Origin of the sequence: Tsukamurella spumae, from assembly GCF_012396015.1 — a bacterium.
GTDB classification, from domain to species: Bacteria; Actinomycetota; Actinomycetes; order Mycobacteriales; family Mycobacteriaceae; genus Tsukamurella; species Tsukamurella spumae.
In genome coordinates this window covers 78,071-92,360 of the sequence record NZ_JAAXOQ010000002.1, presented here as the reverse complement: position 1 = coordinate 92,360, position 14,290 = coordinate 78,071, and the positions used below count along the sequence as shown (strand labels likewise).

16 protein-coding genes are annotated in these 14,290 nt (G+C 72.9%); 1 reads left to right on the top strand and 15 read right to left on the bottom strand.

Annotated elements, in window-relative coordinates; all coding sequences use genetic code 11:
* Positions 1–4 precede the first annotated feature (4 nt).
* The 11 genes from HF999_RS01910 to ftsH form a co-directional block, all read right to left on the bottom strand.
* Positions 5–838, bottom strand: coding sequence for a type III pantothenate kinase (locus HF999_RS01910; protein ID WP_168544253.1), 834 nt, complete (start codon positions 836–838; stop codon positions 5–7).
* The gene (gene panD / locus HF999_RS01905) at positions 838–1,245 is read right to left on the bottom strand and encodes an aspartate 1-decarboxylase (protein ID WP_168544252.1); all 408 of its coding nucleotides are present in this window, start codon (positions 1,243–1,245) and stop codon (positions 838–840) included. The genes HF999_RS01910 and panD overlap by 1 nt, the downstream gene beginning before the upstream one ends.
* The gene (panC, locus tag HF999_RS01900) at positions 1,245–2,138 is read right to left on the bottom strand and encodes a pantoate--beta-alanine ligase (protein ID WP_168544251.1); all 894 of its coding nucleotides are present in this window, start codon (positions 2,136–2,138) and stop codon (positions 1,245–1,247) included. The genes panD and panC overlap by 1 nt, the downstream gene beginning before the upstream one ends.
* Positions 2,135–3,058, bottom strand: coding sequence for a Rossmann-like and DUF2520 domain-containing protein (locus tag HF999_RS01895; protein WP_168544250.1), 924 nt, complete (start codon positions 3,056–3,058; stop codon positions 2,135–2,137). The genes panC and HF999_RS01895 overlap by 4 nt, the downstream gene beginning before the upstream one ends.
* Before the next feature lie 110 nt (positions 3,059–3,168).
* On the bottom strand, positions 3,169–4,326 hold the full coding sequence (locus tag HF999_RS01890; protein WP_168544249.1) for a DUF6779 domain-containing protein: 1,158 nt from the start codon (positions 4,324–4,326) through the stop codon (positions 3,169–3,171).
* A gap of 36 nt (positions 4,327–4,362) precedes the next feature.
* Positions 4,363–4,890 carry a DUF3180 domain-containing protein gene (locus HF999_RS01885; protein ID WP_168544248.1) on the bottom strand — a complete coding sequence of 176 codons (528 nt, stop codon included), beginning with the start codon at positions 4,888–4,890 and terminating at the stop codon, positions 4,363–4,365.
* Entirely contained in the window at positions 4,887–5,375 is a 489-nt protein-coding gene (gene folK / locus HF999_RS01880; RefSeq protein ID WP_168544247.1) for a 2-amino-4-hydroxy-6-hydroxymethyldihydropteridine diphosphokinase, read from the bottom strand. The genes HF999_RS01885 and folK overlap by 4 nt, the downstream gene beginning before the upstream one ends.
* Complete coding sequence (folB, locus tag HF999_RS01875) at positions 5,372–5,755, bottom strand: dihydroneopterin aldolase (RefSeq protein WP_168544246.1); 384 nt, start codon at positions 5,753–5,755, stop codon at positions 5,372–5,374. Before folB ends, folK begins: the two co-directional genes overlap by 4 nt.
* 2 nt (positions 5,756–5,757) lie before the next feature.
* Positions 5,758–6,594, bottom strand: a complete 837-nt coding sequence (gene folP, locus HF999_RS01870; protein ID WP_168544417.1) for a dihydropteroate synthase — start codon at positions 6,592–6,594, stop codon at positions 5,758–5,760.
* A gap of 29 nt (positions 6,595–6,623) precedes the next feature.
* Positions 6,624–7,214 carry a GTP cyclohydrolase I FolE gene (gene folE, locus HF999_RS01865; protein ID WP_168544245.1) on the bottom strand — a complete coding sequence of 197 codons (591 nt, stop codon included), beginning with the start codon at positions 7,212–7,214 and terminating at the stop codon, positions 6,624–6,626.
* Positions 7,214–9,637 (bottom strand): ATP-dependent zinc metalloprotease FtsH, encoded by a 2,424-nt coding sequence (gene ftsH / locus HF999_RS01860; RefSeq protein WP_168544244.1) that lies wholly within the window; start codon positions 9,635–9,637, stop codon positions 7,214–7,216. The genes folE and ftsH overlap by 1 nt, the downstream gene beginning before the upstream one ends.
* A 160-nt stretch (positions 9,638–9,797) precedes the next feature.
* Between ftsH and HF999_RS01855 the strand changes: the two genes are divergently transcribed.
* Positions 9,798–10,370, top strand: a complete 573-nt coding sequence (locus HF999_RS01855) for a DUF2628 domain-containing protein (RefSeq protein WP_312853982.1) — start codon at positions 9,798–9,800, stop codon at positions 10,368–10,370.
* Positions 10,371–10,444: 74 nt separating this feature from the next.
* Here the strand turns inward: HF999_RS01855 and HF999_RS01850 are convergent, their stop codons facing one another.
* From HF999_RS01850 to HF999_RS01835, 4 genes are read right to left on the bottom strand one after another with little or no spacing between them, the layout of a single operon-like run.
* Entirely contained in the window at positions 10,445–11,755 is a 1,311-nt protein-coding gene (locus HF999_RS01850) for an amidase (RefSeq protein ID WP_168544242.1), read from the bottom strand.
* Positions 11,752–12,324 carry a hypoxanthine phosphoribosyltransferase gene (gene hpt, locus HF999_RS01845; protein ID WP_376766467.1) on the bottom strand — a complete coding sequence of 191 codons (573 nt, stop codon included), beginning with the start codon at positions 12,322–12,324 and terminating at the stop codon, positions 11,752–11,754. The genes HF999_RS01850 and hpt overlap by 4 nt, the downstream gene beginning before the upstream one ends.
* Positions 12,321–13,259, bottom strand: coding sequence for a tRNA lysidine(34) synthetase TilS (tilS, locus tag HF999_RS01840; protein ID WP_168544240.1), 939 nt, complete (start codon positions 13,257–13,259; stop codon positions 12,321–12,323). Before tilS ends, hpt begins: the two co-directional genes overlap by 4 nt.
* Complete coding sequence (locus HF999_RS01835; RefSeq protein ID WP_168544239.1) at positions 13,256–14,287, bottom strand: Rv3626c family coenzyme F420 biosynthesis-associated protein; 1,032 nt, start codon at positions 14,285–14,287, stop codon at positions 13,256–13,258. The genes tilS and HF999_RS01835 overlap by 4 nt, the downstream gene beginning before the upstream one ends.
* Between the last annotated feature and the right edge of the window lie 3 nt (positions 14,288–14,290).

The window sequence follows — 14,290 nt, the reverse complement described above, 5'->3', positions numbered from 1 at the left end:
CGAATCATCGGTGACGCGAATCCCGTGTGCGCTTCTCGCGCTGCGCCCGGTTGGCGCGCTCGCGCAGGTGGACGGCCCGCAGACCCTGCAGGGTCAGGTCCGCCCGGTGATCGGTCACCGTCGCGCACTCGGACGCGATGCCCTCGTCGAAACCGCCCGTCGCCACGACGCGGGCCCCGGGCACCACCTCGAGGGCCCGGCCCACGAGCGCGTCGACCATGCCGGCGAAGCCGTAGATGATGCCGGACTGGAGCGCCTCGACGGTGTTCTTCCCGACCACGGACCGCGGCGGCACCAGCTCGACCCGGCGCAGCGCGACGGTGCGCTCGGCGAGCGCGTCCAGCGCGCTCCCCACGCCCGCGGCGATCGCTCCACCCAGGAACTCGCCGCGCGCGCTCACCACGTCCACCCGCGTCGACGTGCCGAAGTCCACGACGACGCACGGCGTACCGTCGGGCCCGCCGATCAGCTCGAAGGCTCCGGCGGCGTTGGCGACGCGGTCGGTGCCCACCTCGCGAGGATTGTCGACGAGCAGTGGCACGCCGGTCTTCACGCCCGGCTCGAGGATCACGTGCTCCGCGTCCGGGTAGTAGCGCGGCATCACGGCGCGCAGGGAGCGCAGCAGCTCGGGCACCGTGGACAGCACGCTGACGCCGGTGACCTCCGCGGGATCGAAGCCCCCGCCCGTGAGGAAGCCGCTCAGGATCAACGCCAACTCGTCCGAGGTCATCCGCGCGTCACTGCGCAGCCGCCACGTGCCGAGCAGTTCCTCGCCGGCAGCGGACGCGAACAGCCCGACCGTGACCGAGGTGTTGCCGGCGTCGATCGCCAGCAGCATCAGATCCTTCCCGTCACCAGGCCGTAGCCGTCCGGCACGTGCGCCGCATCGGCGGTCAGCTCCACCGGCCTGTTGTCGGCGTCGACGAACACGACGCTGGGCGCGTAGGTCGCCAACTCGGCCTCGTTCAGCTGGCCGTAGGCGATGAGGATGACGATGTCACCCGGGTTCACCAGATGCGCGGCGGCGCCGTTGATCCCGATGACGCCGCTGCCCCGCTCACCGGCGATGGTGTAGGTCTCCAGCCGGGCGCCGTTGGTGACGTCGACGATGGCGACCTGCTCGCCCTCGAGCAGGTTCGCGGCGTCCAACAGGTCCTGATCGACGGTGACCGACCCCACGTAGTGCAGGTTCGCCTCGGTCACGGTGGCGCGGTGGATCTTGCTGGTCATCATGGTGCGCAGCATTATTCGGCCTCCTCCAGGAACCCGGTACCGATGGCGATACCGACATTGTCGAGCAGACGGGTCTTCCCGAGCTTGGCGGCCACCAGCAACCGGCCGTCGCCCTTGTCCGGCGCGACGCCCAGGTCGGGGGCACGCAGCTCCAGGTACTGCACCACGATCTCGGGGCGCGAGGCGAGCACCTCGTTGGCGGCGGCGAGGATGGCGGCCTCGCCGCCCTGCGCGGCGTAGGCGCCGGCCAGCAGAGCCGCCGACAGCGCGGTCGCCGCCTCTCGCTCGGCCTCGGAGAGGTAGACATTGCGGGAGCTCATCGCCAGTCCGTCGGCCTCGCGGACCGTCGGGACGCCGACGATCTTGACGTCCATGTTGAGGTCGGTGACCATCTGCCGCACCAGAACCAGCTGCTGGTAGTCCTTCTCGCCGAAGTACGCGGTGTGCGGCCGCACGATGTTGAGCAGCTTGTTCACCACGGTCAGCATGCCCGCGAAATGCGTGGGGCGGCTGGCGGCCTCGAGTCCCTCGCCGGCGGCACCGGGGTGGATCGTGGTGCGCGGGCCGTTCGGATACATATCGGCCGCCGACGGCGCGAACACCAGCTCGACGCCCGCGGCGCGCAGCTTCTCGACATCGGCGTCGAGGGTGCGCGGGTACGCGTCCAGATCCTCGCCCGCGCCGAACTGCAGCGGGTTGACGAAGATCGACACCACGACGACGGCGCCGTTCAGCTTGGCGGCGTGCACCAGCTCCAAGTGGCCCGCGTGCAGCGCGCCCATGGTGGGCACGAAGGCGATCTGCCGGCCGGTGGACTTCAGGGCGCCGGTGACCTTCGTCAACTGCGCCGGGTCGTGGTGCACCGTCAGCTGGCCGGGGGTGTACGGACGGGTGGGTGCGCTCATCGGATTTCCTTCTCGAGGGCGGGATCGATCATGGCTGACATTCCGGATTGGGCTGCCGCGCGCCGGGATTGGGCACAGTAGGCGTCGGTGATGGCCGGGTCGACGGTGTCGATCGCGGCCAAGTGCCGGGAGACGGCCGCGGCGTCCCCCCGGGCGGCGGGCCCGGTGAGCGCGGACGGTCCGCGGGCCAGGGCGTTCTCCAGGGCCGCGCGGGCGAGCGGCGCGAGCACCCGCTCGGCGAGATCCCCGGACGGTCCGCCGACGGTGTCCAGACCCACCCCGCCCGCGAGGGCTGCGCGCAGGGCGAGCACGGCATCGTCGACCAGGGCGACCAAGTGGTTCGCTCCGTGGGCGAGCGCCGCGTGGTAGAGCGGGCGAGCGGCCTCGGGCACGCGGACCGGCTCGGCGCCGAGCTCGAGCGCGAGCGCCTGCCCGACGGCGTGCCCGATCTCGTCCGCGGCGGTGATGCCGATGCAGCAGTCGGCCAGCCGGACGGTGTCCTCGGGATCGTCGACGAAGGTCATCGCGGGGTGGAAGGCGATGGTCGTGCAGCCCAGCCGGGCCAGCGGCGCGAGGACCCCCACGCCGAGGGCGCCCGAGGTGTGCAGCACGATCGCCGACGGATTGATGCGCGGGGCCAGCTCGGCGACGAGATCGGGGAGCTCCGTGTCCGGCACGGCCAGGATGAGGAGCTCGGCCTTCTCCGCGATGTCCGACGGTGCGCCCACCGTCGCTTCGGGCAGCCGCAGCGCGGCGCGCTCGCGGGAGGCGCCCGACGGTGCCGCGACAGCGGTGACGACGTGCCCGGCCCGCTCGAGGGCGGAGCCGAGGGCGGTACCGACGCGGCCGGCGGAGATGACGCCGACGGACAGCCGCGCAGGGGTGGGGGGATTGGGTATCCCGGCCAGGAGCTCGGGCATGGGCGTACGCCTCCAAGGGGGTCGTTCCAGTCCCGCGGCGCGGGTACCGGACGGTCACCAGAAGGCTATGCCCGCGCCGAGGCGCGGGCAACGCGATGTGAGCTAGATCATCAGTCCTGCCTGCGGCGACGGCCGCCGCTGGAACGCTCCGTGTCGGCGTTCATCCGGGCGATCAGATCCGCGACGGTGTTGCCGGAGGAGTGCTGGCCCGCGACGTGCTCGTGCGAGTCCTGCTGCTGCGGCGCCTGCTGCTGGGGCGTCTGCTGCTCCGGGACGGGCTGCGCGGCCTGCGCCGGCTGCGGGGCCGGCGGCGCCTGCGGGGCCGCCCACTGCTGCTGCGGCGCCTGCGGCGGGTAGGCCTGGAACGGCGAATAGGGCGGTGCGGCCTGCGCGGGCGCCTGCTGCGGCGGGGCATCCGGGGTGTACGGGCGCGGCGGGAGGGGCGAGCGGTAGCCGGACTGCGGGGCGAGCGGGACGAAGGGCTCGTCCGTCGTGGGGTCGACGTGCTCGACGTGCTCGACGTCGACCGGCGGCACCTCGGGCTCGGCCGGCGCGGGGGCCGGCTCCGCCTCCTCGGCGACCACGTGGAACACCGTCGTCGGCGACTCCTCCTGCGACCGGTCGACGGCCGGCACGTCGGTGACGTCCTCGTCGAACCCGCGCGATCCACCGGCCGAACTCGCGCCGTAGTAGTCGTCGACCTCGGGCGAGGGCTCCGGGACGCCCGCGAAGTCCTGCTGGGCGCGGAACCGGTCGTCGTCCTCGAAGACGGATTTGGCCTGCTGGGCGGCGAGCGCACGCTGCTCGGCGGCGGCGTACAGCTCACTGTAGGACGGACCGAGGTCACGCCCGAGCAGCTCCTCGAGGTTCGCGCGCAGCGCGAGCACCTCGGCCTTGAGTGCGGTCAGCTCCTCGTTCGCCTCGCCGGAGACCTCCGCGCGGATGTCGCGCTCCACCTGCAGCTCGTACTCGCGACGGGCGCTGATCTCCCGCTCGAGCTGCAGGCCGTAGACGGTCTTGAGTCCGCTCTCCTTCGACTCGGCGGCGCGCAGATCGCGCGCGTACCGCGCGATGAGGAAGGCCGCGATCACGAGTCCCCAGATGAGCAGGATCAAAGACACCAGACCCCAGCGGGGATTGTCCGAGAACACCCACATCCCGGTACCGACCACCGCCAGCGCGATCACGACGCCGAGCATCCACTGACCGGCGCCTCCCGATCGACGGGCGACACGCTTCCGTGAACTCGGGATCGGTGGTTGCGTCATGATCGCGACCTTACCGTTTACTTCGGGGTCAGCCTCTCAGGCTGGCGATGTGTCGGCGGGCTGGTCATCGGGATCGTCCGGGGTGCGGCAACACCGTTCCAGCCACAGCGCCGCGGCGAGGAGCAGGAGCGCGCCGGCCGCGCCGATCCACGCCCCGGGCCGGTCCGCGTGGGTGGCGCCGAGCTCGGCGCCGGAGCCGTACAGGTACACCAGCACGCCACCGAAGAAGCCGAGCGCCACGGAACCGAGGTAGGCCGACGCCTTCGCCAATGCCACCGATCGCGCGACCGCGATCGGGTGGATCCGCCCCGACCCCATGCCGATCCGGCCGTCGGCGAGGCGCGAGCGGACCAACTGGGCGATGTACAGGTCCGCCGCGGCGACGCCGTACAGCAGCGCGCCGGCCCACAGCGGGATCACCGGCACGAAGGCCTCCGCCAGCAGGTAGACGCCGATCCCGACGCCGATCACGATCACGGCCAGCTCGATCCAGCCGGTGGACCGCACGGTGGGCCCGTTCGGCTCCCCGGTCCCCCGCCCGGGCGGATTCGACGGTGCGCTCACAGCCGCGTCACCTCCGCGGTCTCGTCGGCGGGCAGGGATCGCACCAGGGCCTCGACGGTGCCGTGCCCCGGCAGCACCGCGGCCGGGTCGGCATCGAGCCACGGCACCAGCACGAACGCCCGCAGGTGCGCGCGCGGGTGCGGCAGCGTGAGCTCGGGATCACCGGAGAGCACGGCGTCGTCGGACTCCCAGACGGCGACGACGTCGACGTCGAGGGTGCGGGGGCCCCAGCGGACCTCGCGCACCCGGTCGGCCGCGGCCTCCTGCTCGCGCGCGAACGCGAGCCAGCCGTCGGCGTCGCGCGCCGGATCGTCGACGAGCACCGTCGCATTGACGAAGTCGTCCTGGTCCACCCCGCCCCAGGGGGGCGTGCGGAACAGTGCCGATGCGCGCACCAGCGCGGGGCCGAGGGCGTCGATCGCGGCGCGCACGGTGCCGGCGGCGTCGCCGAGGTTGGCGCCGATCGACAGCACGGCCCGGCTCACTGCGGCACGCTCCGCGCGCCGGAGCGGGACCGCCGCGCGATCACGGCCACGTCCGCGAACGACAACGGGATGGGCGCCGAGGGTTTGTGCACCGTCACCTCGACGGCGTAGACCTTCTCGTCGGCGGCGATGTCGTCGGCGATCTCGGCCGCGACGGTCTCGATCAGGTTGCGCGGCTCCCCCGCGACGATGTCGTGGGCGCGCTGCGCGAGGGCGCCGTAGTCGACGGTGTCGTTCAGGTCGTCCGATGCGGCCGCGGGCCGCGAGTCGACCCACAGCACGAGGTCGACGACGAACTCCTGCCCGTCGCGGCGCTCGTGGTCGAAGACGCCGTGGTGGCCGCGCACGCGCAGGCCGGTCAGCTCGATCCGATCGGCCATCTCTAGAGGCCACCCTTCTGCGTCATGGTCGGGGCTCCGCCCCTCCGCCAGGCCTGCGCGACGGCGATCGCGTCCGCCGTCGAACGCACGTCGTGCACCCGCACGCCCCACACCCCGGCCTGCGCCGCGAGCGCGGAGACCGCGGCGGTGGCCACCTCGCGGCCGGCGGGCTCGCGGCCGCCGAGCAGCTCGCCGAGGAAGCGCTTGCGGGACGCGCCCACGAGGATCCGGAAGCCCGTGTCCTGCAGTGCCGGGAGCCCGCGCAGCAGCGCCCAGTTGTGGGCGGCGTTCTTGGCGAAGCCCAGGCCCGGATCCAGCACGATCCGCGCGGGCGCGATCCCCGCGGCGACGGCCGCATCGGCCTGGTGCAGCAGCTCGTCGCGCACCTCGGTGACCACGTCGTCGTACTCGGTGATCTCGTGATGGATCCCGGTCCAGATCGGCCCGGGAGCGCCCGGGGACGGCCGCCAGTGCATGAGGATCCACGGCGCCGCGGAGTCCGCGACCACGCGCGTCATGTCCGGGTCGGCGCGCCCGCCGGACACGTCGTTGACGATCGCGGCGCCCGCTTCGAGCGCTGCGGCGGCGACGGACGCGCGCATCGTGTCCACGGAGACCGCGATGCCCTCGGCGGCGAGCGCGGAGATCACCGGCACCACCCGGTCGCGCTCCAGCTCGGCGGGCACGCGGTGCGCGCCGGGGCGCGTCGACTCGCCGCCCACGTCCACGATCGCGGCACCGTCGGCGACGAGCTCCCGTGCCCGCGCGACAGCGGCCTCCGGGTCGAGGTAACGGCCACCGTCGGAGAACGAATCGGCCGTGACGTTGACGACGCCCATGATGAGCGTCTGCGGGGCGCTGCTCCCGCTCACCGGCGCAGGATCAGCTCGAGCGCCTCGGCGCGCGAGGTCGCACTGTCCTTGAACGCGCCGCGCACCGCCGAGGTGGTGGTACTGGCGCCGGGCTTGCGGATGCCGCGCATGGCCATGCACAGGTGCTCGGCCTCGATGACGACGATGACGCCGCGCGGATCGAGCTTGCGGACCAACGCGTCGGCGATCTGCGCGGTGAGCCGCTCCTGGACCTGCGGCCGCTTGGCGTACAGGTCCACCACGCGGGCCAGCTTGCTCAGGCCCGTGACCCGGCCGCTCGCGCCGGGCAGGTACCCCACGTGAGCGACGCCGTGGAAGGAGACCAGGTGGTGCTCGCAGGTCGAGTACATCGGGATGTCCTTGACCAGCACCAGCTCGTCGTGATCCTCGCCGAAGGTGGTGTCGAGCACCTCGTCGGGATCGACGTGCAGCCCGCCGAAGACCTCCTGGAAGGCCCGCGCGACCCGCTCGGGGGTCTTGATCAGGCCCTCCCGCTCCGGATCCTCGCCGACGGCGATGAGCAGTTCGCGGACGGCCGCCACCGCGCGCTCGTGATCGAATGCGGCGATCGCGGCACCCTCGCCCATCAGGCCTCGCCCGATCGGTCCGGTCCGGACTGCTCGGTCCCCTGCGGGCCGGGCCCCTGCTGGCCGGGCTGCGCGGGGGCCTGCGGCGGCTGGCCCTGCGGGGGCCACCCCGGCGCCGACCACCCGGCCGGCGCGCCGTAGTCGGGGCGGCTGCCCTGCGGCGGCTGCTGGCCGTACTGCCCCTGCTGGGACGGGTACTGCGGGCCCGGGTAGGCCTGTTGCTGGCCGCCCCACTGATAGCCGGGCTGACCGTAGGCGGGCTGGGCCGGTTGGCCCTGCTGGCCGTAGCCCGACGGTGCGCCCGGCGCGGGCCAGGGCTGTCCGGCGGGCGTGGGCACACCCCACTGGCCGTTCTGGCCGGCGTGACCGTTCTGACCGTTCTGGCCGTTCTGCGCGGCGGCCGTCTCGAGCTCGGCCTTGCGCCGCTCCGCCTCCTCGTCGACCGGCGGCCAGGGCTCGCCGTTCTCGATCGCGATCTCCTTCGGAGTCTTGATCGGGGGCTTGGTCGAGGGGACCCGCGAGCCGAAGTCGTCGAACTGGGTGATCAACGGGCGCTTCTCGACGGACTCGAAGATCCGCTCGAGATCCTTGCGGACCAGCGTCTCCTTCTCCAGCAGCTCGCCGGCCAGCACGTCGAGAACATCGCGGTACTCGTTGAGGATGGCCCACGCCTCGGTGTGCGCGGCCTCGATGAGCGAGCGCACCTCCTCGTCGATCTGCGCGGCCACGGCGTCGGAGTACTGCGCGCCACCACCCATGCCGCGACCCAGGAACGGGTCGCCCTCGTCCTGGCCGTACTTCACGGCACCCAGGCGGGCGCTCATGCCGTACTCCATGACCATCGCACGGGCGATCTTCGTGGCCTGGTCGATGTCGCTCGACGCGCCCGTGGTGGGCGAAGCGAACACGAGCTCCTCGGCCGCCCGGCCGCCCATGGCGAAGATCAGCCGGCCGATCATCTCGTTGCGCGTGTACATGCCCTTGTCGTTCTCGGGCACCGCGAGCGCGTGGCCACCCGTGCGGCCGCGGGCGAGCACCGTCACCTTGTAGACCGGGTCGAGGCTCTCCGTGGCCCACGCGGCCAACGTGTGCCCGCCCTCGTGGTACGCGGTCACCTTCTTCTCGTGCTCGGAGATGATCCGGTTCTTCCGGCGCGGGCCGCCCACCACGCGGTCCACGGCCTCCTCGAGCGTGGCCGCGGTGATGACGGTGCCGTTCTCCCGCGCCGTGAGCAGCGCTGCCTCGTTGATGACATTGGCCAGGTCGGCGCCGGACATGCCGGGCGTCCGCTTGGCCAGGCCGTCGAGGTCGGCGTCGGGGGCCAGCGGCTTGCCCTGCGCGTGGACGTTCAGGATCGCCCGACGGCCGGCCATGTCGGGGTTGGTGACGGGGATCTGCCGGTCGAACCGGCCGGGACGCAGCAGCGCCGGGTCGAGGATGTCCGGGCGGTTGGTGGCCGCGATCAGGATGATGCCCTGACGGTCGCCGAAACCGTCCATCTCCACCAGCAGCTGGTTGAGGGTCTGCTCGCGCTCGTCGTGACCGCCACCCAGGCCGGCGCCGCGCTGGCGCCCGACGGCGTCGATCTCGTCGACGAAGATGATGCAGGGGCTGTTCTCCTTGGCCTGCTCGAACAGGTCGCGCACGCGGGACGCGCCGACGCCGACGAACATCTCGACGAAGTCCGAGCCGGAGATGGTGAAGAAGGGCACGCCCGCCTCGCCCGCGACGGCGCGGGCGAGCAGCGTCTTTCCCGTTCCGGGCGGACCGTAGAGCAGCACGCCCTTGGGGATCTTCGCGCCGAGGGCCTGGTACCGGGCCGGGTTCTGCAGGAAGTCCTTGATCTCGTAGAGCTCCTCGACCGCCTCGTCGGCGCCCGCGACATCCGCGAAGGTGGTCTTCGGCATGTCCTTGGTCAGCTGCTTGGCCTTGCTCTTGCCGAAGCCCATGACACCGCCGCGGCCGCCGCCCTGCATCCGGTTCATGAGCAGGAAGAACAGGCCCACGAGGAGCAGGATCGGCAGGAGCGTGAAGAGCAGCATCTGCAGCCACGGCGACTCCTGCGTCACGTTCGTGGTGTAGGTGACCGGCTTGCCGTCCGGGCTCTTCGCGTCCTGGATCTCGCCGAGGATGTCGCGCGAGGTACCCGCCGGGTACTTGGCGAACACCTTGGTGGCCTCGCCCGTGCCCTTGACATCGCCCTGGTCCGCGACGGGTTTCGCCAGCGTGACCCGGAGCGTCTGCTCGCGGTCGTCGATCTGGACGTCCTTGACGTTCTTGTCCTGCAGTTGCTGCACGACGAGCGAGGTGGGGACACCCTTGGTGTACTCGTTCTTGCCGCCGCCGACCATGGTGAAGGCCCAGACCAGCAGCACGAATCCGGCGATGATCGCCAGCGTGCGGATGAGTGATTTCCGTTTCATATGGCTTCGCCTCGCGGCTCGTCAGTCCTTCTTCTTCCGGCGGCGCGGAGAGCCGCGCAGGGTCGACTCCCCAGGTTACCGTGCACCGCCCGGATCGGGCCGGGTGCGTCGGTGCGCCCAGAGCGAACAACGTCCGTTTCGCACCGATTATGCTGCTGCGGTGACCGAGAACAGTGTCCCGCCCCAGCACCCCCACGACCCCGCTGCCGCTGCGCAGCCCTACCCGGGCCAGCAGCAGCCGTACCCCGGCGCGCAGCAGCCCTTCGCCGGGCAGCCGCAGTTCCCGGGCCAGCAGCAGCCCGCCCCGACGCCCGGTTTCGGGCCCGACGGCGCGGTACCCGAGCGGTGGCGCAGCCGGTTCGAGTTCTTCGGGCGGTACGGCCAGCCAGCGTCGTCGCCCGAGGCGACCGCCGCGTTCAAGGCGCTCCCCTTCGGCACGCGCTTCCGCCTCGGTTTCAACGGCCCCGCGTTCTTCTTCGGCCCGATCTACTACGCGATCAAGGGACCGTGGCGCAAGGGCCTGAGCCTGCTCGGCGGCGTCGTGGTGCTCTCCGTCATCGTCGGCATCATCGAGTTCGCACTCGGCATCACGATCCCCAGCGGTGCGTTCGGCGCCGCGGTGGGCGTGATCTACTCGACGACCGCCAACTGGGCGTACTTCCTGCACGTCACCCGGGGCAGCACCAGCTGGAACCCGTTCGAGGGCATGCCGATGGTCCGTAAGAAGGCGTAGCCGCATCCGCACCCGGGGAGTCCCCCGCGCCGCGCCGTCGTCCCCCGCTCAGGAGCGGGTGACGGCGGCGCTGCTCACTGCTCGATCTTGGCGGCCAGCGCCAGGAGATCCGCCTCGCCGCCGGGGCGGGCGATCAGCTGCACGCCCTCGCCCTGGAAGGGCACCGTCATCGCGGGCCAGCCGACGAGGTTCCACAGGCTGGGGTAGGTCGCGTAGGCCAGGCTCGGGATCACACTGGCGGCCCACGGCAGGTTGCTGTAGTGGCGCGCGCGGGCGGGCTTGCGGGCCAGGGCCGGCGTCATGAGCACGTCGAGGCGCTGGTCCGCGAAGAACCGCTCGAGCGAGGATTCGATGCGCGCGACCTCCGCGGGTCGGACGAGGCCCCGTCGGTTCACGGCCCGGCCGATGGCCGCGTGGCGCCGGGTACGGGCCTGCAGCAGAAGCGGGTCCGCGCCGCGCGCGACGATGTCTTCCGCATCGACCGCGGCCGCGGCCACCCACCGCGTGAGCAGCGCCATCGGCGATACCGGGTACGGCACCCGGACCTCGTGCACCGAGTGGCCGCGCGCCGACAACCGGCCCGCCGCATCGCGGACGGTGGCGCGGATCGCGCGGGAGGTGAAGGTCGCGGGCGACGGTCGGTTGAGGCCCAGCCCCACGCGCAGACCGGCACCGTCGCCCACGACGGCGAGCTCGGGACGGTCGGCGAGCACGGACAGTCCCAGCGCCGCGTCCTCGACGGTCCGCGTCATCGGACCGTTCTCGGCCATGCCGAACCAGTTGCTGGGGCCGAGCTGGGCCGGCACCACGCCGCGCCCGGGCTTGATCGCGACGGTGCCCGTGCACGCGGCCGGCCCACGCAGGGAGCCGAGCCCGTCGTTGCCGTGCGCCAGCGCGACGTGGCCCGCGGCCACGACGGCGGCGCTGCCACCGGAGCTGCCGCCCGGCGTGCGGCCCGGGCGGTGCGGATTGCCCACGACCGCGCGCGCATCGTCGGTCATCGCCCAGAGACACAGCTCCGGCGCCCGGGTCAACCCGACCACGACGGCGCCGGCGGCGCGCAGGCGCTTCACGACGGGGTGGTCGGCCGACTCGATCGGCAGGCCCGCGCCGCAGGCCTCCGACACACCGTCGAGCGTGCGGTATCCGGACACGGCGATGTTGTCCTTGATCGCGATGGGCACGCCGGCCAGCGGGAGCGAGTAGCGGTCCGCGCGGGCGTCGATGGCGGCGGCCTCGGCGAGGGCCTCCTCGGGGCGCAGCACGCGCCAGCCGTTCACCTCGTCGTCGCCGATGCGCGCCAGCGCCTCACGGGTGGCGGCGACTGCGGTGAGTTGTCCCGTGCGCACCCGCTCCGCGGTGGCGGCGGCGCTGATCAAGGTCATTCGCTGTACACCTTCGGCTCGAGGACGCCGATATAGGGAAGGTCGCGGTAGCGCTCGGCGTAGTCCAGGCCGTACCCGACGACGAACTCGTTGGGGATGTCGAAGCCGACCCACTTGACGTCCACGTCGACGCGCACGGCGTCGGGCTTGCGCAGCAGCGTGACCACCTCGAGCGAACGGGGCTGCCGGGTCGCGAGGTTGCGCAGCAGCCAGCTCAGCGTGAGGCCGGAGTCGATGATGTCCTCGACGATGAGCACGTCGCGGCCCGCGATGTCGCGGTCGAGGTCCTTGAGGATCCGCACCACGCCGGAGCTGGAGGTCGAGCTGCCGTAGCTGGACACCGCCATGAACTCGAGCTGGGTCGGCACCGGCAGCGCGCGCGCCAGGTCGGTCACGAACATCACGGCGCCCTTGAGCACCGTGATCAGCAGGAGGTCGGAGTCGCCCTCCCGATCGCGGTACTGCTCCGCGATCTCGGCGGCGAGCTCGGCCGTCCGTTCCCTGATCTGATCCTCGGTCAGCACCACCGAGGCGATGTCTCCCGCGTACAAGTCACTCGTACCGTTCACCACACCCTCAGGATGCCACCTGCCCGGGAGACCTGCAGCCGCCGCCCCGGACTTCCGCCGGGGATCGCCGTCGGCCCCTGCCCGTGCCAGTCGGTCACCAACGCGTCGACGGCGGCCAGGTGCGCGCCTGTCAGCGCTCGCGCGCCGCGACCGCCGAGCCAGGCCCGGAGGGCCCGGATCCGCAGGGCCGCAGGAAGTCCCGCCAGGTCGTCGACCCGCGCCTCCACCCCCGACAGTGCCGGCGCCAGCCCGTCGAGCGCCTCGTTGTCCGCCCGCAGGGACGACGCGGTGCGGGCGAGGGCCTCCGCCACTCCCCCGCCGAGGATCTCCTCCAGAAGGGGCAGCGCCTCGGTCCGGATCCGCACGCGCGCGAACCGGGGGTCGAGGTTGTGCGGGTCGTCCCAGGGCGCGATCCCGAGCTCGGCGCACGCCGCGCGGGTGTCGGCGCGGCGCACGCCCAGCAGCGGCCGCCCGTACGGCCGCGCCCACGGGGCCATGCCTGCGAGCGAGCGCGCGCCGCTGCCCCGTCCGAGGCCCAGCAGCACCGTCTCGGCCTGGTCGTCGAGGGTGTGCCCGAGCAGCACGGGGGCCCCGCCGCGCGCGGCGTCCAGGGCCGCGTAGCGCGCGTCCCGCGCGGCCGCCTCGGGCCCACCGGCACCGTCGACGGTGACGGTCAGGACCTCCGCGCCCCGCGCCCCCAGTTCCCGGGCCAGCGTCGCCGTCCGGCCCGCGACCTCGGCGGACCCGTCCTGCAGTCCGTGATCGACGACGAGGGCGACGACGTCCAGCCCCTCGGCCAGCACCCCGGTCAGGAGGGCGAGCGAGTCCGCGCCGCCGGACAGGGCCACGGCCACCGTCGGGCCGGATCCGTGGGCGGCGTGCCAGGCCCGGACCGCCTGCCGCACGCGCAGCGCCGCCGGCCCCGGGCGGTTCACAGGACCCGGTCGATCCAGCGTCGTGGATCGTCGAGCTCGTCGGGCAGCGGCAGCGTCTCGGGCCCGGTCCACACCCGGTTGAACCGCTGCATGCCCACGTCGGCGACCACCGCGTCGACGAACTTCTTGCCGCGCACGTACTGCGCGATCTTGGCGTCCATCCCCAGCAGGACCCGGAGCAGTCGCTGCAGGGGGTTCGACGGTGCCGCCCGCCTCCGGTCGAAGGCGGCGCGGATGGTCGCCACGGTCGGGATCACCGAGGGCCCGGCGGCGTCCATGACGTGGTCGGCGTGGCCCTCGAGCAGGGTGCCCAGCATGAGGAGGCGCTCGATGGCCGCGAACTGTTCCGCGGGCGCGGCGATCTCGAGCACGCCGATGATCCCGGTGTGCCGCACCCCACCGGACAGCGCACGCGTCGTCCGCTCCAGAAGATCGCCGACGGTGCCCGTGCCCGAGCCGCCGGCGAGCGCGGAGACGTTGTCCCGCATGTAGTCCCGCAGCCACGGGTTGGCGCCGAACTGCACGCGATGGGTGACCTCGTGCAGGCACACCCACATCCGGAAGTCGTCGGCGTCCAGTCGGAGCGCGCGCTCGACGGCGAGCACGTTCGGCACGACGAGCAGCAGCTCGCCGCCCGGAACACCGAACGGGTCGTACTGTCCCAGGACGGAACCGGAGACCATGCCGAGCATCGCCCCGGCCTGAACGCCGGCCAGCCGGGCCGCGAGGCCGGGGTGCCGCCCGTCCTCGGGGTCGATGAGCGCCTCCATCGATCGCGCCGCCGCCGAGACCCACTGCTTCCGGTCCACGGTCCGCGCCGGCGGGATCGCGCCGGGCACCACCAGGCCCGTGACGGCGCGGACGTGCTCCTCCGCCACCGCGGCGAAGTCGAGCAGCTGCGCGGACGCGCGATCGCGGGTGTACGCCGTGGTCGCGGGGCCGTCGCCGAGGACGCGAACGACCCGCCGACCGGCCGCGGCCGCGAGGGTCCAGTCCACCTGCGCGCGCGGCTCGGTCGACCTCCCCATGGC

Coding starts and splice junctions, on each gene's coding strand:
- HF999_RS01910 (WP_168544253.1), bottom strand. CDS start 838: ATGCTGCTGGCGATCGACGCCGGCAACACCTCGGTCACGGTCGGGCTG.
- panD (WP_168544252.1), bottom strand. CDS start 1,245: ATGCTGCGCACCATGATGACCAGCAAGATCCACCGCGCCACCGTGACC.
- panC (WP_168544251.1), bottom strand. CDS start 2,138: ATGAGCGCACCCACCCGTCCGTACACCCCCGGCCAGCTGACGGTGCAC.
- HF999_RS01895 (WP_168544250.1), bottom strand. CDS start 3,058: ATGCCCGAGCTCCTGGCCGGGATACCCAATCCCCCCACCCCTGCGCGG.
- HF999_RS01890 (WP_168544249.1), bottom strand. CDS start 4,326: ATGACGCAACCACCGATCCCGAGTTCACGGAAGCGTGTCGCCCGTCGA.
- folB (WP_168544246.1), bottom strand. CDS start 5,755: ATGGCCGATCGGATCGAGCTGACCGGCCTGCGCGTGCGCGGCCACCAC.
- folP (WP_168544417.1), bottom strand. CDS start 6,594: ATGGGCGTCGTCAACGTCACGGCCGATTCGTTCTCCGACGGTGGCCGT.
- folE (WP_168544245.1), bottom strand. CDS start 7,214: ATGGGCGAGGGTGCCGCGATCGCCGCATTCGATCACGAGCGCGCGGTG.
- ftsH (WP_168544244.1), bottom strand. CDS start 9,637: ATGAAACGGAAATCACTCATCCGCACGCTGGCGATCATCGCCGGATTC.
- HF999_RS01850 (WP_168544242.1), bottom strand. CDS start 11,755: ATGACCTTGATCAGCGCCGCCGCCACCGCGGAGCGGGTGCGCACGGGA.
- HF999_RS01835 (WP_168544239.1), bottom strand. CDS start 14,287: ATGGGGAGGTCGACCGAGCCGCGCGCGCAGGTGGACTGGACCCTCGCG.